20 protein-coding genes are annotated in these 19413 nt (G+C 61.6%); 9 read left to right on the forward strand and 11 right to left on the reverse strand.

The genetic code is table 11. From position 1 onward, the window contains the following. Positions 1-5 precede the first annotated feature (5 nt). Genes HU762_RS14390 through tldD form a run of 3 tightly spaced genes read left to right on the forward strand, consistent with a single transcriptional unit; the run spans position 6 to position 6169 of the window. Positions 6-3809, forward strand: coding sequence for a YhdP family protein (locus tag HU762_RS14390; RefSeq protein ID WP_186638012.1), 3804 nt, complete (start codon positions 6-8; stop codon positions 3807-3809). Between the two features lie 48 nt (positions 3810-3857). After that, positions 3858-4721, forward strand: a complete 864-nt coding sequence (locus HU762_RS14395) for a carbon-nitrogen hydrolase family protein (protein WP_186638015.1) — start codon at positions 3858-3860, stop codon at positions 4719-4721. A 5-nt stretch (positions 4722-4726) separates the two neighbouring features. Next, positions 4727-6169 carry a metalloprotease TldD gene (gene tldD / locus HU762_RS14400; protein ID WP_003197828.1) on the forward strand — a complete coding sequence of 481 codons (1443 nt, stop codon included), beginning with the start codon at positions 4727-4729 and terminating at the stop codon, positions 6167-6169. A gap of 46 nt (positions 6170-6215) precedes the next feature. Here tldD and yjgA read toward each other — a convergent pair whose 3' ends face one another. Beyond that, complete coding sequence (gene yjgA, locus HU762_RS14405) at positions 6216-6740, reverse strand: ribosome biogenesis factor YjgA (protein ID WP_186613398.1); 525 nt, start codon at positions 6738-6740, stop codon at positions 6216-6218. Positions 6741-6848: 108 nt separating this feature from the next. Here yjgA and pmbA point away from each other — a divergent pair, with 108 nt between their 5' ends. The 6 genes from pmbA to HU762_RS14435 all read left to right on the forward strand — a co-directional run bounded on the left by pmbA (position 6849) and on the right by HU762_RS14435 (position 12238). Next, positions 6849-8195: a metalloprotease PmbA gene (pmbA, locus tag HU762_RS14410; protein ID WP_186638018.1), complete on the forward strand. Its 1347-nt coding sequence runs from the start codon at positions 6849-6851 to the stop codon at positions 8193-8195. A 276-nt stretch (positions 8196-8471) separates the two neighbouring features. Further along, positions 8472-8867: a FagA protein gene (locus tag HU762_RS14415; protein ID WP_186638021.1), complete on the forward strand. Its 396-nt coding sequence runs from the start codon at positions 8472-8474 to the stop codon at positions 8865-8867. Further along, complete coding sequence (locus tag HU762_RS14420) at positions 8860-10236, forward strand: class II fumarate hydratase (RefSeq protein ID WP_186638024.1); 1377 nt, start codon at positions 8860-8862, stop codon at positions 10234-10236. Before HU762_RS14415 ends, HU762_RS14420 begins: the two co-directional genes overlap by 8 nt. Before the next feature lie 27 nt (positions 10237-10263). Continuing rightward, positions 10264-10704 (forward strand): hypothetical protein, encoded by a 441-nt coding sequence (locus tag HU762_RS14425; protein WP_186638027.1) that lies wholly within the window; start codon positions 10264-10266, stop codon positions 10702-10704. A gap of 2 nt (positions 10705-10706) precedes the next feature. Continuing rightward, positions 10707-11318 carry a superoxide dismutase gene (locus tag HU762_RS14430; protein WP_186638030.1) on the forward strand — a complete coding sequence of 204 codons (612 nt, stop codon included), beginning with the start codon at positions 10707-10709 and terminating at the stop codon, positions 11316-11318. A 29-nt stretch (positions 11319-11347) separates the two neighbouring features. After that, positions 11348-12238 carry a ZIP family metal transporter gene (locus HU762_RS14435; protein ID WP_186638033.1) on the forward strand — a complete coding sequence of 297 codons (891 nt, stop codon included), beginning with the start codon at positions 11348-11350 and terminating at the stop codon, positions 12236-12238. A 36-nt stretch (positions 12239-12274) separates the two neighbouring features. Here the strand turns inward: HU762_RS14435 and HU762_RS14440 are convergent, their stop codons facing one another. From HU762_RS14440 to HU762_RS14485, 10 genes are all read right to left on the reverse strand, one after another. After that, on the reverse strand, positions 12275-12550 hold the full coding sequence (locus HU762_RS14440) for an HPr family phosphocarrier protein (RefSeq protein WP_186638036.1): 276 nt from the start codon (positions 12548-12550) through the stop codon (positions 12275-12277). A gap of 15 nt (positions 12551-12565) precedes the next feature. Beyond that, positions 12566-13423, reverse strand: a complete 858-nt coding sequence (gene rapZ, locus HU762_RS14445; protein WP_186638038.1) for an RNase adapter RapZ — start codon at positions 13421-13423, stop codon at positions 12566-12568. A gap of 2 nt (positions 13424-13425) precedes the next feature. Beyond that, positions 13426-13890, reverse strand: coding sequence for a PTS IIA-like nitrogen regulatory protein PtsN (ptsN, locus tag HU762_RS14450; RefSeq protein ID WP_186638040.1), 465 nt, complete (start codon positions 13888-13890; stop codon positions 13426-13428). A 12-nt stretch (positions 13891-13902) separates the two neighbouring features. Next, positions 13903-14211, reverse strand: coding sequence for a ribosome-associated translation inhibitor RaiA (gene raiA, locus HU762_RS14455; protein ID WP_039592236.1), 309 nt, complete (start codon positions 14209-14211; stop codon positions 13903-13905). Positions 14212-14287: 76 nt separating this feature from the next. Next, positions 14288-15781, reverse strand: coding sequence for an RNA polymerase factor sigma-54 (locus HU762_RS14460; protein WP_186638042.1), 1494 nt, complete (start codon positions 15779-15781; stop codon positions 14288-14290). 196 nt (positions 15782-15977) lie between these two features. Then, positions 15978-16703: an LPS export ABC transporter ATP-binding protein gene (lptB, locus tag HU762_RS14465; RefSeq protein WP_047228667.1), complete on the reverse strand. Its 726-nt coding sequence runs from the start codon at positions 16701-16703 to the stop codon at positions 15978-15980. Further along, positions 16703-17251 carry a lipopolysaccharide transport periplasmic protein LptA gene (gene lptA / locus HU762_RS14470; RefSeq protein ID WP_186638051.1) on the reverse strand — a complete coding sequence of 183 codons (549 nt, stop codon included), beginning with the start codon at positions 17249-17251 and terminating at the stop codon, positions 16703-16705. The genes lptB and lptA overlap by 1 nt, the downstream gene beginning before the upstream one ends. Next, positions 17238-17807: an LPS export ABC transporter periplasmic protein LptC gene (gene lptC / locus HU762_RS14475; protein WP_186613420.1), complete on the reverse strand. Its 570-nt coding sequence runs from the start codon at positions 17805-17807 to the stop codon at positions 17238-17240. Before lptC ends, lptA begins: the two co-directional genes overlap by 14 nt. A 7-nt stretch (positions 17808-17814) precedes the next feature. Further along, a complete protein-coding gene (locus HU762_RS14480) occupies positions 17815-18339 on the reverse strand; it encodes an HAD family hydrolase (RefSeq protein WP_186638053.1) in 525 nt (174 codons plus the stop codon). Beyond that, entirely contained in the window at positions 18339-19313 is a 975-nt protein-coding gene (locus HU762_RS14485) for a KpsF/GutQ family sugar-phosphate isomerase (protein ID WP_186638055.1), read from the reverse strand. Before HU762_RS14485 ends, HU762_RS14480 begins: the two co-directional genes overlap by 1 nt. Positions 19314-19413: the final 100 nt, after the last annotated feature.

Genomic DNA, 19413 nt, shown 5'->3' on the forward strand with positions numbered 1-19413 from the left:
CTGACATGGAGCGTCTGACACGCCTTTTGGCGACGCTGACACGCTGGGGGCTGGGCCTGTGCGCGCTGCTGCTGGTGGTGCTCGCGTTATACGTCAGCCTCGGCCGGGAGTTGGTCCCGCTGGTGGCCGAATACCGCAGCGAAGTCGAGACTCGGGCCAGCGAAGCGTTGGGCATACCCGTGCATGTCGGTAGCCTCGAAGGCACTTGGAGTGCCCTGGCGCCGATATTGGCCGCGCGCGACGTGGTGGTCGGGGAGGGGCCGAATGCCTTGCACCTCGATCAGGTCAGGGCCGTGCCGAACCTCTGGGACAGCCTGCTGACGCGCCAGGTGCGCATCGCTCATCTGGAAGTCAGTGGCCTGAAGATCAGCCTCAAGGAAGGCACCGACGGCAAATGGGCGCTGGAAGGCCTGCCGGTGCGGGACGACCAGCCATTCGATCCACAGCAGTTGTTGGATCGGATGCAGATGGTTTCGAAGCTGTCGGTGCTCGACAGCCAGGTCACTTTGCAGCCGGTGGATCATCCTCCGTTGAGCCTGACCTACGTCGGCCTGAGCTTGCGCACCGGCGGCGCCCGCCAGCGCTTGGACGCGCGCCTGACGTTGCCGGACGGCCAGCCCGTGGCGATCAACCTGCGTACCCGCATTCGCGCCAGCGACTGGAAGAATGGCGAGGCGGATGCCTATTTGAGCCTGCCGCAAAGCGACTGGTCCAAATGGCTGCCGAAGCGCCTGACCCGACAATGGAATTTTTCCGAGATCAAGGCCGGCGGCGAGTTCTGGCTCAGTTGGGGCCAGGGCACGGTGCAAAGCGCGGCCATGCGCTTGAATGCGCCGCAGCTCCAGGGTGCTTATGCCGACCGCAAACCGGTGCAAATCCACAACCTGGCGCTCAACGCATATTTCCAGCGCAGCAGCCAGGGATTCACCGCGACCTTCGACACGCTGGCAATGAACCTGGGCGAGACCCGTTGGGAATCGCGTCTCCATTTGCAGCAGAGTGACGCCACCGACAAGACCGAGGAACGCTGGCATTTGCAGGCCGATCGCCTCGACCTGACACCGCTCACGCCACTGCTCAATGCCCTGGCGCCGTTGCCCGAAGGCCTTGCCACGACAATTGACCGGCTCAAGGTAACCGGTGGCCTGCGCAACGTCCTGGTGGACTTTCGACCACAAAACACCGGCGACCAGAAAATCAGCTTTGCGACCAACCTGGACACCGTGGGCTTTGACGCCTATCGCGGTGCCCCAGCGGCGCGCAACGTGTCGGGCAGCCTCAGTGGCGACCTCGGCGGTGGCGAGTTGCGCATGGACAGCAAGGATTTCTCCCTGCACCTGGACCCGATCTTTGCCAAACCTTGGCAATATCAGCAGGCCAACGCCCGGCTGACCTGGAAGCTCGACAAGCAGACGTTCACCCTGATCGCGCCGTATCTGAAGGTGCTGGGCGAGGAAGGCCGAATTGCTGGCGATTTCCTGATCCGCCTGCATCTGGACCACAGCCAGGAAGACTACATGGACCTGCGGGTCGGCCTGGTGGACGGTGACGGGCGCTACACCGCCAAGTACCTGCCGGCCGTCCTCAGCCCGGCGCTGGACGAATGGTTGCGCACGGCCATCGTCAAGGGTGCGGTGGACGAGGGTTTTTTCCAGTACCAAGGCTCGCTGAATAAAAGTGCCGGGGACGCGGACCGCAGCATCAGCCTGTTTTTCAAGGTGCATGACGCCGAGCTGGCGTTCCAGCCGGGCTGGCCTTCGGTCAGCAAGGTCAGCGGTGATGTGTTCGTCGAAGACAGCGGCGTACGCATCTTCGCCAGCGAAGGGCAACTGCTGAACACGCAGGTCAAGGACATCGCGGTGAATATCCCTCATGTACCCAGCGGGCAGAGTTCTCATCTGCTGTTGGACGGCGGTTTCGCCGGCGGATTGGGCGACGGCCTGAAAATCCTCCAGACCGCGCCGATTGGCACGGCCGAGACGTTCGCTGGCTGGGAAGGCGAGGGCGACCTGCAAGGCAACGTGAAACTCGATATCCCGCTGGTCAAGGGCGAGGAACCGAAGATCCTGGTGGACTTCTCCACCGACAAGGCCCGGCTCAAGCTCAGCGAACCAGCGCTGGAATTGACCCAGCTCAAAGGCGATTTCCGTTTCGACAGCAGCAAGGGGCTGAGTGGCAAGAACATCGCGGCCCGGGCGTTCGACCGCCCCGTGACCGCGCAGATTTTCGCCGAGGGCCGTGCCGGTGCGCTCAACACCCGGGTCGCCGCGTCCGGGCAGGTGGAAATCAAGAAACTCACCAATTGGCTGAATGTCACCCAGCCGTTGCCGGTATCCGGTGTCGTGCCCTACCAGTTGCAAGTGATCCTGGACGGTGCCGACAGCCAGTTGTCGGTCAGCTCCAGCCTCAAGGGCGTGGCCGTAGACCTGCCGACACCTTTCGGCATGGCTGCGGATGTTGGCCGCGACACAGTGTTTCGCATGACCTTGCAAGGGCCGGAGCGGCGGTATTGGCTCAATTACGGCGATTTGGCCAGTTTTACTTACGCGGCGCCGAGTGGGAACTTCGCTGACGGTCGCGGCGAATTGTTGCTGGGCGTGGGCGATGCGGTCTTGCCTGGCGCCAAGGGGCTGCGATTGCGCGGCACGCTGTCGGAACTGGACGTGAGTCCTTGGCAGGAACTGGTTGGCAAATACGCCGGTCAGGATCCGGGCGGTAGCGCCCGGCAAGTACTCAGCAGCGCCGACCTGAAAGTGGGCAAGCTTACTGCCATGGGCACGACGCTGGACCAGGCGTCGGTGCAACTGGACCGTAAGCCGGACGCTTGGGCCATGCGGCTTGACAGCCAGCAGGCCAAGGGCAGCGTCAATTTGCCGGATGCCAAAGCTGCTCCCATCGCCATCAAGCTCGATTACGTCCGGCTACCCGCCGCCGACCCGACGGTCCAGGCCGACGAAAACGCCCCGGATCCACTGGCCTCGGTCGATCCCAGCAAGATACCGGCCATGGATATCGCCATCGACCAGTTGTTCCAAGGCCCCGATCTCATCGGTGCGTGGTCGCTGAAGGTACGCCCGACCGGCAAGGGCATTGCGCTGAACGATCTGGACATGGGCCTGAAGGGCATGGTCTTGAACGGCAATGGCGCCTGGGAAGGCCTGCCCGGTTCCACCAGCAGTTGGTACAAGGGTCGTATCAAGGGCAAGAATCTGGCCGACGTGCTCAAAGGCTGGGGCTTCGCGCCGAGCGTGACCAGCCAGGAATTTCACCTGGATGTCGACGGCCGCTGGCCCGGTTCGCCCGCCTGGGTGGCCACCAAGCGTTTTTCCGGTAGCCTCGATGCGTCCCTCAATAAAGGGCAGTTCGTTGAAGTCGAGGGAAGTGCCCAGGCGCTACGGGTATTCGGGCTATTGAATTTCAACTCCATTGGCCGCCGCTTGCGCCTGGATTTCTCCGACCTGTTCGGCAAGGGGCTGAGTTACGACCGGGTCAAGGGACTGCTGGTGGCGAGTAACGGGGTTTATGTGACCCGCGAACCCATCACCCTGACGGGGCCGTCGAGCAACCTGGAACTCAACGGAACGCTGGACATGGTGGCCGACCGGGTCGACGCCAAATTGTTGGTGACCTTGCCGGTGACCAACAACTTGCCAATCGCCGCGCTGATCGTCGGCGCACCGGCAGTGGGTGGGGCGTTATTTTTGATCGACAAACTGATCGGTGACCGCGTGGCGCGTTTTGCCAGCGTAAGATACGACGTCAAGGGGCCGTGGAAAGAGCCGAAGATCACCTTCGACAAACCGTTCTGATCGATCGATGCCCTACCACACCGGACAAACGAAATAGCGGGAGGAGTCATGCCAGTCGCCGTGATTCAAATGGTGAGCCAAAGTGATGTACTCGCTAACCTGGCCCGTGCCCGCGTGTTGCTGGAACAGGCTGCCGCCGGTGGCGCAAGGCTGGCGGTGCTGCCTGAAAACTTCGCCGCCATGGGTCGGCGGGACGTCGCCGACATCGCGCGCGCCGAAGCCTTTGGTCAGGGACCGATCCTGCCCTGGTTGAAACAGGTCGCCCGCGACCTCAAGTTATGGATTGTGGCCGGGACGTTGCCGTTGCCGCCGGTAGACCAGCCTGAGGCCAGGGCCCACGCGTGCTCTTTGTTGGTGGATGACCAAGGCCAGGTCGTGGCGCGCTATGACAAGCTGCACCTGTTTGATGTGGACGTGGCGGACAATCGCGGGCGCTACCGCGAATCCGATGACTATGCTTACGGCGCCAACGTGGTGGTCGCCGATACACCGGTGGGCCGGGTTGGCTTGACGGTTTGCTACGACTTGCGTTTCCCGGAACTCTACAGCGAGTTGCGGGCGGCCGGGGCCGAATTGATCACCGCGCCTTCGGCCTTTACCGCGGTGACCGGCGCCGCCCATTGGGACGTGCTGATACGCGCCCGAGCCATAGAGACCCAGTGCTACATGCTGGCGGCCGCCCAAGGCGGTATGCATCCGGGGCCACGGGAAACCTTTGGCCATGCCGCGATTGTCGACCCTTGGGGCCGCGTGCTGGCACAACAGGATCAGGGGGAGGCCGTGCTGTTGGCCGAGCGCGACAGCAATGAACAAGCGTCCATCCGGGCGCGCATGCCGGTGGCGAGCCATCGGCGCTTTTTCTCGCAGGGCGCCCGACGGCGGCCTGTCCAAGACGACGAATTCAAGGCGTAGAACTTATGAGCGGGTTGTTGTCCTCAGTCAGTGAACATCTTTTAGCCCCCGGTGGCGTGACCCTCGAAAGCCTGCAGGGCGTGCTGGGCGACCTGGCCGGCCCGGGCATCGATGCGGCCGACCTGTATTTCCAGGGGCAGATTTCCGAGTCGTGGTCGCTGGAAGACGGCATCGTCAAGGAAGGCAGTTTCAACCTCGACCAAGGCGTGGGTGTGCGTGCCCAGTCCGGCGAAAAAACCGGGTTTGCCTACAGCAACGCCATCACCCTCGAAGCCCTCGGCGCTGCGGCCCGTGCCGCCCGTTCGATCTCCCGCGCAGGGCAGAACGGCACGGTCCAGGCGTTCAGCAGCCAGGACGTGGCCCAACTGTATGCGCCGGATAATCCGCTGGAAGTCATGAGCCGCGCCGAAAAAGTCGAATTGCTCAAGCGCATCGACGTCGCCACCCGCGCGCTCGACCCGCGTATCCAGCAGGTCTCGGTGAGCATGGCCGGGGTCTGGGAACGGATCCTGGTAGCGTCCACCGATGGCGGCCTGGCCGCCGACGTACGGCCGCTGGTGCGTTTCAACGTCAGCGTGATCGTCGAGCAGAACGGCCGTCGTGAGCGCGGCGGCCACGGCGGTGGCGGACGTACCGACTACCGCTATTTCCTCAGCGAAGACCGCGCCATGGGCTACGCCCGCGAAGCGCTGCGCCAGGCCCTGGTCAACCTGGAGGCCATCCCGGCCCCGGCTGGCACCTTGCCGGTGGTGCTCGGGTCGGGCTGGTCAGGCGTGCTGTTGCACGAAGCCGTCGGCCACGGCCTGGAAGGCGATTTCAACCGCAAGGGCAGCTCGGCCTACAGCGGACGCATGGGTGAAATGGTCGCCTCGAAACTCTGCACCATCGTCGACGATGGCACCCTCGCCGGACGTCGTGGCTCCCTGAGCGTCGACGACGAAGGTACGCCGACCGAGTGCACCACGTTGATCGAAAACGGCGTGCTCAAGGGCTACATGCAAGACAAGCTCAACGCTCGCCTGATGGGCGTGGCCCGCACCGGCAACGGTCGCCGCGAATCCTACGCGCACCTGCCGATGCCGCGCATGACCAATACTTACATGCTGGGCGGCCAGAGCGATCCGGCCGAAATCATCGCGTCGGTGAAGAAGGGCATTTACTGCGCCAATCTCGGTGGTGGCCAAGTGGACATCACCAGTGGCAAGTTCGTGTTTTCCACGAGCGAGGCCTACCTGATCGAAGACGGCAAGATCACCGCACCGGTCAAGGGCGCGACCCTGATCGGCAACGGGCCGGAGGCGATGAGCAAGGTGTCGATGGTCGGCAACGACCTGGCGCTGGACAGCGGTGTCGGGACGTGTGGCAAGGATGGGCAATCGGTGCCGGTGGGCGTTGGCCAGCCGACCCTGAAGATCGATGCGATTACCGTGGGTGGCACGGGCGCATGATGGGAGCGCCGGGTGGAGTGCCAAGCCCTCCACCCGAGGGCGTTACTCAGCGCAGGCCGCGTTGAGTCTCGTCCAGCTCACGGATGTATTTGAAGATTTTGCGGCTCGAGGCCGGCGGCTTGTTCTGCGCCAATTCGTGCTGGGCCTGACGGATCAGGGAGCGCAATTGTTGGCGGTCAGCCTCCGGATAGTCGATGACGAATTTTTCCAGCACGCCGTCATCGCCCGCGATCAAGCGATCGCGCCAGCGTTCCAGGCCGTGGAAGCGTTCGTTGTACTGCCGGGTGGAGGCATCGAGTTGATCGAGCAGAACCAGGATGGCGTCAGTGTCCTGGTCGCGCATCAGTTTGCCGATGAATTGCAGGTGCCGTTTACGCGCGATATTCGCGGTGTGCTTGGGCGCATCGGCCAGGGCCCGGCGCAAAGCGTCGGTCAGTGGCAGTTTGGCCAGCAAGTCAGGCTTGAGTGTTGTCAGGCGCTCGCCGAGGTCAACCAGAGCATGCAGCTCGCGTTTGACCTGGGATTTGCTTTTTTCACCCTCGTAGAGGGAGTCGTCGTAAGAATCAACCATGGTGGCAGTCCGCAAAGAAACGCCGCCATGATAACCAGTCGGGGGCCGCTTGTCCGGCCCGGTCGCTCGATGGCGACCACCGAAAATAGAATTTGAGTGGAGAACCCCATGAGTGCAGTCCAGAGCGTCGGCCCGCAAGCATTGCCGGCACTGCAAGAACAAGTCGAGCAGATCATCGCCGAGGCCAAGCGACAGGGCGCCAGCGCGTGCGAAGTGGCGGTATCCCTGGAGCAGGGGCTGTCGACGTCGGTGCGCCAGCGTGAAGTGGAAACCGTTGAGTTCAATCGCGACCAGGGTTTCGGCATTACCCTGTATGTGGGGCAGCGCAAGGGTTCGGCCAGCACCTCGGCCAGCGGTCCGGAGGCCATTCGCGAAACCGTCGCCGCTGCGCTGGCAATCGCCAAGCACACCTCTGAAGACGAAGCCTCGGGCTTGGCCGATGCCGCGCTGATGTGCAAGGAACTGAAGGATTTCGACCTGTTCCATGCCTGGGACATCACACCGGAGCAGGCCATTGAACAGGCGCTGCGTTGCGAAGCGGCAGCATTCGATGCCGACAGCCGGATCAAGAATGCCGATGGCACGACGCTCAATACCCACCAGGGCTGCCGGGTCTACGGCAACAGCCACGGTTTCATCGGCGGTTATGCATCGACCCGCCACAGCCTCAGCTGCGTGATGATCGCTGAGGCCGACGGCCAGATGCAGCGTGACTACTGGTATGACGTGAGCCGCCAAGGCACCTTGCTGACGGACCCGGTGAGCATCGGCCAGAAAGCCGCGCAACGTGCAGCCAGTCGCCTGGGCGCGCGGCCCGTACCGACTTGTGAAGTGCCGGTGCTGTTCTCAGCCGAACTGGCCGGTGGGCTGTTCGGCAGCTTCCTGTCGGCGGTGTCCGGCGGCAATCTGTACCGTAAATCGTCGTTCCTCGAAGGCTCGCTGGGCCAGAAACTGTTTCCGGAATGGATGACCATCGACGAGCGCCCGCACCTGATGCAAGCCATGGGCAGCTCGGCGTTCGACGGTGACGGCCTGGCCACCTACGCCAAGCCGTTCGTGGAAACCGGCGAGCTGGTCTCCTATATCCTCGGCACCTACTCGGGTCGCAAGCTCGGCATGCCGAGTACCGCCAATGCCGGAGGCGTGCACAACCTGTTCGTGACCCACGGCGAAGAAGACCAGGCGGCCTTGCTGCGACGCATGGGCCGCGGCCTGCTGGTGACTGAACTGATGGGGCATGGCCTGAACATGGTCACCGGCGATTACTCCCGTGGCGCGGCGGGGTTCTGGGTCGAGAATGGCGAGATCCAGTTCCCGGTCCAGGAAGTGACCATCGCGGGCAATATGCGCGACATGTTCAAGCAGATCGTTGCCGTGGGGAATGACCTGGAGCTGCGCAGCAACATTCGCACCGGCTCGGTGCTGATCGAACGGATGATGGTGGCGGGTAGCTAACGCCTCATCGCATCAAAAAAGGCGCGTCATCCACTGGGGTGACGCGCCTTTTTTGTACCCGCAGAAACCCGCGGCAGAGAGCTTTTGTGGCGAGGGAGCTTGCTCCCGCTGGGCCGGGCTGGCGCTCCAGCGCGCAGCGGCCCCAGCATTTTGCGGTCGCTGCGCAACCGAGCGGGAGCAAGCTCCCTCGCCACGATGAATTTGTATCGTGCTACGGTTGTGTTGCTTCTTATTATCATCTAATAATGAATCTCATTAGCCGAGTGAGCCCCGGTCATGAGTTTCGCCCTGCACGAACAACCCTACCTTGAAAGCTGGCGCTGGATGAGCCGCCAGATCCGTTGCGCGATGAGCCCGGACGAGCCGCGGCTGATCGATCATTACCTGGCCGAAGGGCGCTATCTGGCGTGCTGCACGGCCACTTCCTCGTGGATGATTTCTGAAACCGCCTTCCGGCTGTTGCTCGACACCGCCTCGGATGTCGCACTGCCCTGGCATTGGCGCAACCTCTGTCTCGATCAAGCCTGGCGCCCTTTGCGCGATCTGGAGCGGCAGTCGCTTTGCCGCTGTCGCCTCCAGCGCTGGCAGAGTCATGCCTGGGCGCTGGCGACGTGCGCGCTGGCGCCGTCGATTTCCCTTATTGAACTGGAGCAAGGATTTCCCGATGAGTAATACCCGTATCGAACGTGACAGCATGGGCGAGCTCCAAGTCCCGGCGGCTGCGCTCTACGGCGCACAGACCCAGCGCGCCGTGGACAATTTCCCCATCAGTGGCCAACGCATGCCGGCGCAATTCATTCGTGCCCTGATTCTGGCGAAAGCTGCCGCCGCCCGGGCTAATGTGGAGTTGGAGCAAATCAGTGCGGCCCAAGGCAAGGCCATCGTCGATGCGGCCCAAGGCCTGCTCGAAGGCGATTTCATGACGCATTTTCCGGTGGATATTTTCCAGACCGGGTCCGGCACCAGCTCCAACATGAACGCCAACGAAGTGATCGCCACCCTGGCCAGTCGTCTGCTGGGGGAGACGGTCAATCCGAATGACCATGTGAACTGCGGCCAGAGCAGCAACGACATCATTCCCACCAGCATTCACGTCAGTGCTTCCCTGGCATTGCACGAGCAGTTGCTGCCGGCGTTGGAGCATCTGGTGCAGGTGATCGAGCGCAAGGCCCTGGAGGTCCATCCGTTCATCAAGACCGGTCGCACCCACCTCATGGACGCGATGCCGGTGCGCCTGAGCCAAGTGCTCGACGGTTGGGCGCAGCAGCTCAAGGCCAATATCGGCCATCTGCGAGATTTGCAGCCGAGCCTGCAATCGCTGGCCCAAGGTGGTACGGCGGTCGGGACTGGGATCAATGCCCACCCGCGGTTTGCCGAGCTGTTCAGCCAACAACTGACGCAACTGACCCAAGTGCAATTCACTCCGGGCGAAAACCTGTTCGCGTTGATCGGTTCCCAGGACACCGCCGTGGCGGTTTCCGGGCAATTGAAGACCACGGCGGTGTCGTTGATGAAAATCGCCAATGACCTGCGCTGGATGAACTCCGGGCCGCTGGCAGGCTTGGGGGAAATCGAACTCGAGGGCTTGCAGCCGGGCTCCTCGATCATGCCTGGCAAGGTCAATCCGGTCATCCCCGAAGCCACCGCAATGGTCGCGGCCCAGGTGATCGGCAACGACACGGTGATCACCCTCGCCGGTCAATCAGGCAATTTCGAACTCAATGTGATGCTGCCGATCATTGCCCAGAATCTGCTGAGCAGTATGGCCCTGATGTCCACTTCCAGCCGTTTGCTGGCGGATAAGGCCATCGCTACGTTCAAGGTCAACGAAGCCAGGCTCAAGGAGGCGCTGTCGCGCAATCCGATCCTGGTCACGGCACTGAACCCGATCATCGGTTACCAGAAGGCCGCTGAAATCGCCAAGCAGGCGTATCAGCAAGGTCGTCCGGTCATCGATGTCGCGCTGGAACACACCGATCTGACTCGCAGCGAGCTGGAAGTCCTGCTGGACCCGGAGAAGCTCACCGCCGGCGGCGTGTAACCCCGACACCTGTGTGGAGGACTCATCATGGAACACTGGAAACGTACGATCGAGCGGGCCAATCGCTGTTTCATGCAAGGCGAGCTGGTGGACGCCCGCGAAGCCTACCTGCAAGCCTTGGCCTTGGCGCAGGTGTTGTTCGAGCGCTGGGCTGACGCTGATGAGGCCGTGGCGGCCTGCGTCGTGTCCCATCACAACCTTGCGGACTTGCACCTGCGCTTGAACCAGCCGGAGGAGAGCGCCGAGTACCTATGCGCCATCCACCAGCGCCTGCTGCAGACCATGCAGGACGAACGCATGGCGCCGGCGTTGCGTGAAGCCGCGATGCGCCAAAGCCACAAGACCTATGTCGAACTGCTGAATTTCATCAGCGATCACGGCGAATACCCACGCACCCAGCGCCTGTTGCACTGCAATGCCGCCGCACCTCGTCAGCGCAACGCCACTCTTCATCACGGAGTTCATTGAACATGGCTTTTACCTTGCCCGCTTTGCCTTACGCCTACGATGCCCTGGAACCGCACATCGATGCGCAAACCATGGAGATCCACTACACCAAGCACCACCAGACCTACATCAATAACCTCAACGCGGCCGTAGATGGCACCGAATATGCCGATTGGCCTATCGAGAAACTGGTGGCCAGCGTTGGACAATTGCCGCAGAACCTGCGCGCCGCGGTGGTCAATCAGGGCGGTGGCCATGCCAACCATTCACTGTTCTGGGACGTGATGACGCCCCGCGGTGGCGGTCAGCCGAACGGGGCGCTCGCGACGGCGATCGAGGCCCAACTGGGCGGCATCGAGCGCTTCAAGGAGGCTTTCACCAAGGCTGCGCTGACCCGTTTCGGCAGCGGTTGGGCCTGGTTGAGCGTGACCCCGCAAAAGACCCTGGTGGTGGAAAGCAGTGGCAACCAGGACAGTCCGTTGATGAGCGGGAATACGCCCATCCTTGGCCTGGATGTCTGGGAACATGCTTATTACCTGCTGTACCAGAACCGTCGTCCCGAATACATCAACGCCTTCTATAACGTGATCAATTGGCCGGAAGTCGCACGACGTTACGAGGCTGCGCTTGCTTGAGTCCTTCCTGAAACAATCCAAGGCTGACTATGGACACTGAAGCGCTGGCGGTAGGCGGCGGGCGGATGTTCCGCTACGCCTTGGGATCGTTGTTGGTATTAGCCGGAATGGCATTATTGGCGGTCCAGGGATTGGCCTGGCTGGACCTGGAGCCGAAACTGCTGCGTGCATTGCAGGGCGGCGGGCTTTGCGCTCTGGGCACCGCGTTGGGTGCCGTGCCGGTGCTGGTGATCCGGCGCATGCCCCAAGCTGTGAGCGATTCGCTGCTGGGTTTCGGCGCCGGGGTGATGCTCGCTGCCACAGCGTTTTCGTTGATCGTGCCCGGCATTGCCGCGGCCGAGCAGCTGGGATTCACGCCGTGGGCAGCCAGCGGTTTCATCAGTTTCGGCATTTTGCTCGGGGCGTTCGGGTTGTATCTGGTGGACCGCAAGGTATCTGCCAGCCCCGAAAAGCTGTTGGTAACGCCGGGCCATCCGATCATTGCGCCGCGAATCTGGCTGTTCGTATTCGCAATCATCGCCCATAACATTCCCGAAGGCATGGCCGTCGGTGTCTCGGCGGGCGGCGGCATGCCGGATGCCGATAGCCTGGCGATGGGCATCGCCTTGCAGGACGTGCCGGAAGGGCTGGTCATCGCGCTGGTACTGGCCGCCGCCGGGATGTCCCGGGCCAGAGCATTTTTGATCGGCGCCGCGTCAGGGCTGGTCGAGCCGGTGTTCGCGCTGCTGTGCGCCTGGCTGGTCAGCCTGGCCGAGGCGCTGCTGCCCCTGGGATTGGCGTTGGCCGCAGGCGCGATGTTGCTGGTTGTCACCCATGAAGTCATCCCTGAATCGCGCCGTAATGGTCACGAGAAGCTGGCGAGCCTGGGGCTGCTGGTGGGGTTTTGCTTGATGATGGTGATGGATACGGCGTTGGCGTGACGCTCCCCGTAAAGGTCGTGTTTGGGCGAGGGGCGGCTATTCGCCTTCATCAAAGTAGTTATTGATGAGTCCCACCAGTGCATCCATCGCTTCCTGAGCCTGTTCACCTTCCGTGTTCAGGTGGATCTTGGTGCCTTTGCCCGCTGCAAGCATCATCATCGCCATGATGCTCTTGCCGTCGACCGTTGATTCAGGCGTCCGCCCGACCCGGATCGTGGTATCAGGAAACTTGCCCGCCACACCCACGAATTTGGCCGAGGCACGGGCATGCAGGCCCAGCTTGTTGATGATTTCAATTTCCCGAGCAGGCATCGCGATGTGAATCCTTTAGCTGAGGTCGCGGTGGCGAACCTGGACGTTCTTCAGGGATTGTTGCAAGAGCTGACCCAGGCGCTCGGTCAGGTAGACGGAGCGGTGATGCCCACCGGTACAGCCGATCGCGATCGTGACGTAGGCGCGGTTGCTGGCGGCGAAACGGGGCAGCCATTTCAGCAGGTAGCCAGAAATGTCCTGGTACATTTCCTCGACATCCGGTTGGGCCGCCAGGTAATCGATTACCGGCTGGTCGAGCCCGGACTGTTCGCGCAGTTCCGGCTTCCAGTAGGGATTGGGCAGGCACCGGACATCGAACACCAGGTCGGCATCAACCGGCATGCCACGCTTGAAGCCGAACGACTCCACGAGGAAAGCCGTGCCCGGCTCCGGCTGGTTCAGCAGGCGCAGCTTGATGGTGTCACGCAGCTGATACAGGTTCAGGTTGGTGGTGTTGACCTTCAGGTCCGCCAAGTCGGCGATCGGGCCGAGCAGCTGGCTTTCGTCATGGATGGCTTCCGCCAGGGAGCGGCTGGCGTTGCTCAGCGGATGGCGTCGACGGGTTTCAGAGAAGCGTTTGAGCAGCGTCTCCTCGTCGGCGTCCAGGTAGAGCACATCGCATTGGATATGCCGGCTGCGCACTTCTTCGAGCAATTCGGGGAATCGCGACAAATGGCTGGGCAGGTTGCGGGCATCAATGGACACAGCGACCAGTGGTTGCGCCAGCTCGGTGTGGATCAGCGCTCGCTCGGCCAATTCTGGAAGAAGGCCTGCTGGCAAATTGTCGATGCAATAGTAGCCGCTGTCCTCAAGCACGTTGAGGGCCGTGCTTTTACCGGAGCCGGAGCGGCCGCTGACGATGATCATGCGCATGTTTAATGGCCGTTCTGCTCGTCCAGGACTACCTGATACAAGGCTTCGTTGCTCGGGGCGCTGCGCAGTTTTTCGCGTACTTCCTTGCGGTCCAGCATGCTGGCGATCTGGCGCAGCAGCTCCAGGTGCGCATCGGTCGCCGCTTCCGGGACCAGCAATACGAACAGCAGGTCGACCGGGGCGCCGTCGATGGCGTCGAAATCGATAGGCGCTTCCAAGTGCAACAACGCGCTGATTGGCGCGGAGCAGCCCTTGAGGCGACAGTGAGGAATGGCGATGCCGTTGCCAAAACCGGTGGAGCCGAGTTTTTCACGGGCGACCAATGCCTCGAAGACGTCTTGCATTTCCAGATCCGGTACCTCGCGGTGGATCAGGTTGGCAATTTGTTCGAGGGCTTTCTTTTTGCTGCCGCCCGGCGCGTTCACTTGGGAACGGCCGGGGGTCAGGATGGTTTCTAGTCGGATCATGGATTGGGGGGGTTAACGACCGGTTGCGCCCTGGAGGAGGCTCTGGGTCTTTTCCTTATGCTTTTTGAGTTGGCGATCCAGCTTGTCAGTCAGCAGGTCAATCGCGGCATACATGTCTGAATGCTCTGCGTTGGCAACCACTTCTCCGCCGGGAATATGCAGCGTGGCTTCGATTTTCTGCAGCAGCTTCTCGACGTTCATCGTGACCTGCACGTTGGTGATCTTGTCGAAATGCCTTTCCAATCGGTCGAGTTTCTCGCCGATGTAGGTGCGCAGGGGTTCGGTCACTTCCAGTTGGTGTCCACTGATGTTGACTTGCATACAGCTTCTCCTTCGTTGCCAGTGCATAAAGCGGCAGGCAGAAATACCTGCCACTGGAACGCTGTGGCGTGGCCTGTTACATCAACCGCTTGCGTTCGCTCGAAGGCGCGATCCCGAGGGATTCACGGTATTTGGCGACGGTACGGCGGGCCACCTGAATGCCTTGTGCCTCCAGTAAACCAGCGATCTTGCTGTCACTCAACGGCTTTTTCTGATTTTCCGCCGCGACCAATTTTTTGATGATCGCGCGGATGGCCGTGGACGAGCATTCGCCGCCTTCGGAGGTGCTGACGTGGCTGGAGAAAAAGTATTTCAATTCATAGATGCCCCGTGGGGTATGCATGAATTTCTGGGTAGTCACCCGGGAAATCGTCGACTCATGCATGCCCACCGCCTCGGCGATGTCGTGCAGGACCAACGGTTTCATCGCTTCGTCGCCGTACTCCAGGAAGCCGCGCTGATGCTCGACGATCTGGGTGGCAACTTTCATCAGGGTTTCGTTGCGGCTTTGCAGGCTCTTGATGAACCAGCGCGCTTCCTGCAACTGGTTGCGCATGAAGGTGTTGTCGGCGCTGGTGTCGGCGCGCTTCACGAAACCGGCGTATTGGGCGTTGACTCGCAGCTTGGGCACCGATTCCTGGTTCAGTTCCACCAGCCAGCGGTCGTTGTGCTTGCGCACGATCACGTCAGGTACCACGTATTCGGGTTCGGTGGATTCGATCTGCGAGCCAGGGCGCGGATTGAGGCTTTGTACCAGCTCGATGACCTGGCGCAGCTCATCTTCCTTGAGCTTCATGCGACGCATCAGTTGGCTATAGTCGCGGCCGCCCAGCAGGTCGATGAAATCCGTCACCAACCGTTTGGCTTCGGCCAGCCACGGGGTCTTGGCAGGCAGCTGGCGCAGTTGCAGCAACAGGCACTCACCCAGGTTGCGAGCACCGATGCCGGCGGGTTCGAACTGCTGGATGCGATGGAGGACGGCTTCGATCTCGTCCAGCTCGATGTCGAGCTCGGGGTCGAAGGCTTCCAGGATTTCTTCGAGGGTCTCGTCCAGGTAGCCCTGGTTGTTGATGCAATCGATCAACGTCACGGCGATCAGGCGATCGGTATCGGACATCGGCGCCAGGTTCAGTTGCCACAGCAGATGACTTTGCAGGCTCTCGCCGGCGGAGGTGCGGGTGGTGAAATCCCACTCGTCGTCATCGCCGCTCGGCAGGCTGCTGGCGCTGGTCTGGTACACGTCGTCCCAGGCCGTATCCACGGGCAACTCGTTGGGAATACGCTCGTTCCATTCACCGTCCTCGAGGTTGTCCACCGTCGGGGCGGCTTCCTGGTAGGACGGTTCCGGGATTTCGGCGGGAGTTTTCTGCTCGACGCTATCGGCCAGCGGATCGGTATTGTCGAAGTCTTCGCCTTCTTCCTGGCGTTCGAGCATCGGATTGGACTCCAGCGCCTCCTGGATTTCCTGTTGCAGGTCCAGGGTCGACAATTGGAGCAGGCGGATGGCCTGTTGCAGCTGCGGTGTCATCGTCAGCTGCTGGCCCATTCTCAAGACTAGCGATGGTTTCATGGCAGGGGCTTAACACCTTATTCGCCGGCGCACATGCGCCATCCACTACAGGGCGCCGGAGCGCCAAACTTAAGCAAATTATATGCCTGAAACTGAAGTGTTTGCCTAGGGGGCGCTCTCAATTAATTGAACGCGTCCCCGCGACGTCGGCATTGAAGCGCCGGCGCCGCTCGGGCATTCGCCAGGCACATAGTGCTTAAAGGCGGAATTCATGGCCCAGATACACTTCCTTGACCAGTTCGTTGGCCAGGATGGTGGCGGAGTCGCCTTCGGCAATCAACTGGCCGTCATTGACGATATAGGCGGTTTCGCAGATATCCAGGGTCTCGCGCACGTTGTGGTCGGTGATCAATACGCCGATCCCCTTGGCCTTGAGGTGGTGGATGATCTGCTTGATGTCGCCCACGGAAATCGGGTCCACGCCAGCGAACGGTTCGTCGAGCAGGATGAATTTCGGCGCGGTGGCCAGGGCGCGGGCGATTTCCACACGGCGGCGTTCGCCACCGGACAGGCTCATGCCCAGGTTGTCGCGAATGTGACTGATGTGGAACTCTTGCAGCAGGCTTTCCAGTTCCTGGCGACGGCCGGCCTTGTCGAGCTCCTTGCGGGTCTCGAGGATTGCCATGATGTTGTCGGCCACCGACAGCTTGCGAAAGATCGACGCTTCCTGGGGCAGGTAGCCGATACCGGCTTTTGCCCGGCCATGCATCGGCTGGTGGCTGACGTCCAGGTCATCGATCAGGACGCGACCCTGGTCGGCCTGGACCAGGCCCACGATCATGTAGAAGCAGGTCGTCTTGCCCGCGCCGTTGGGGCCGAGCAGGCCGACGATCTGGCCGCTGTCGATGGACAGGCTGACATCGCGCACGACCTGGCGGCTCTTGTAGCTCTTGGCCAAGTGCTGGGCTTTCAGAGTTGCCATTACTGGGCCTTCTGCTCGTCGGTTTTCTTTTTCGGCTGGATCACCATGTCGATGCGCGGACGCGATTCGGTGACCTTGCTGCCAGTGGCGCGACCGGCGCTGGCCAGTTTCTTGTTGGTGTCGTAGACGATTTTCTCGCCTTGGGTCACGTTGTTGTCCTTGTCGATGACCTTGGCGCGGTCGATCAGCACGACGCGATCCTGGGATGCGTGATACTGGATGGTCACCCCGTAGCCTTGCACCGGCTTGGTGTCGCCTGCGGTTTGCAGCTGTTCGAAGTAGGCCAGGTTACCCACCGAGGTCACCACGTCGATGTCGCCGGACTGGGTGCGGGTGATGGTCACGGTATTGCCGGTCACCTTCATCGAGCCCTGGGTGATGATCACGTCACCTTTATAGGTGGCGACACCGTTCTTGTCGTCCAGTTGCGCGTCGTCGGCCTGGATGCGGATAGGCTGGTCGCGGTCGTTGGGGAGGGCCCAGGCGCTCGCGCTTCCCAGTGCTGCGCCCAGACTGAGCAAAATAGGGAGGGTTTTAGCGAGCTTCATACTGTCCTCTTACTTTCGATAGCAGGTGTATCCTGCTTTCCTTCAAATACGCCTTCATTCCTACGCCAGTCGACACGCCGCCGGCGCCGTCGATTCTAACGGGTTGCTCGGTCTGCGCATATTCTCGCTGCGGAAAGACCGTCATGCGGCTGCTGGTAATGATGGTCGTACGGTTCTTTTCATCGGTTCGGGCGATGCGTACCGAGTCGATCAGCTCGACTTCGGTGCCACCGGGATTGACCTCGGCGCGCTCGCTCTGGACGTGCCACGGAAATTCAGTGCCCCGGAACATGTTCAGGTCCGGTTTGGTGACCAGCGTGATATCGCTGGCCTTTACGTGATCGACCTTGTCGGAGGTCATTTCGTACTGCAGCTTGCCGTCGGGCAGGTATTGCAGCGTATGCGTATTGGTTGCGTACCAGTCGATATTTTCCTCGACCTTGGCCGCCGGCTGGTCAAGGAAGCGTTCCGGGCTGATGTTCCAGTAGCCGACCGCCGCGAAAATCGCTGCGATACAGCCGAACACCAGGATGGTGCGAATCTTCTTGCTTAGCATAAATGGCTCACAGGTATGCGGCGTGGGCCGCTTCGAGGTTGCCCTGGGCACGCAGGATCAGTTCACAGAATTCACGGGCCGCGCCTTCGCCGCCCCTCGCCGTGGTAACCCCATGGGCGTGCTCGCGTACGAAGGCGGCGGCGTTGGCCACGGCCATGCCCAGGCCGACCCGGCGGATCACCGGCAGGTCAGGCAGGTCGTCACCGAGGTAGGCGACCTGTTCATAGCTTAGATTGAGTTGGCCAAGGAGTTCGTCCAGTACCACCAGTTTGTCTTCGCGGCCCTGATAAAGATGCGCGATACCGAGGTTCTTCGCCCGCCGCTCGACCACCGGGGTCTTGCGACCACTGATGATAGCGGTCTGCACGCCAGTCGCCATCAGCATCTTGATGCCTTGGCCGTCGAGTGTATTGAAAGTCTTGAATTCGCTGCCGTCTTCAAGGAAGTACAGGCGGCCATCGGTGAGCACGCCGTCAACGTCGAACACGGCGAGCTTGATATTCTTGCCCCGTAGCAGCAGGTCGGTCGTCATTACATTACTCCAGCACGCAGCAGGTCGGACAGATTGAAGGCGCCAACCGGGCGGTCCTCGTCGTCCACGACCACCAGTGCGTTGATCCTGTGGTCTTCCATGATTTTCAGGGCTTCGGCGGCGAGCATGTCGGCGCGAGCGGTCTTGCCGTGAAGGGTCATGACTTCGTCGATGGTCGCATTGCGGATATCGATGGCGCGATCGAGGGTACGGCGCAGGTCGCCGTCCGTGAAGATCCCGGCGAGCTTGCCGTCGGCTTCGAGGATCACCGTCATGCCCAGCCCCTTGCGGGTCATCTCCATGAGCGCGTCCTTGAGCAGCGTGCCGCGTTGTACTTGCGGCAACTCCTCGCCGGCGTGCATCACGTTTTCGACTTTCAGCAACAGGCGACGGCCCAAAGCGCCACCGGGGTGGGAAAAAGCGAAGTCCTCGGCGGTGAAGCCCCTGGCTTCCAGCAGCGCCACGGCCAGGGCATCGCCCATGACCAGGGCTGCGGTGGTGGATGAGGTCGGGGCCAGGTTCAGCGGGCAGGCTTCGTGTTCGACATGAACGTTGAGGTTCACTTCGGCGGCCTTGGCCAAGGGAGAGTCCGGATTGCCAGTGATGCTGATCATCTGGATGCCCAGGCGCTTGATCAATGGCAGCAACGTGAGGATTTCATTGGTCGAGCCGGAGTTGGACAGGGCCAGGATGACATCGTCCCGGGTGATCATGCCCATGTCGCCGTGACTGGCTTCGGCCGGGTGGACGAAAAATGCCGTGGTGCCAGTGCTGGCCAGGGTGGCGGCGATCTTGTTGCCGATATGCCCGGACTTGCCCATGCCGACCACGACCACGCGCCCCTTGCTGGCCAGAATCATCTCGCAGGCGCGTACGAAATCAGCGTCGATATGAGGCAGCAAGCCTTGCACGGCTTCGAGCTCGAGGCGGATGGTACGTTGTGCCGATTGAATCAGGTCGCTGGATTGGCTCATGTCAGAATCGTATAGCCCGATGAAAAGGCGGCGATTATAGCGACAATGAACGATTCCCTCACGTTAGTTCGTCATGCTTTATTCGAACGGTTGTAAGGTC

Origin of the sequence: Pseudomonas sp. SWRI92 (genome assembly GCF_014268685.1) — a bacterium.
GTDB classification, from domain to species: Bacteria; Pseudomonadota; Gammaproteobacteria; order Pseudomonadales; family Pseudomonadaceae; genus Aquipseudomonas; species Aquipseudomonas marvdashtae.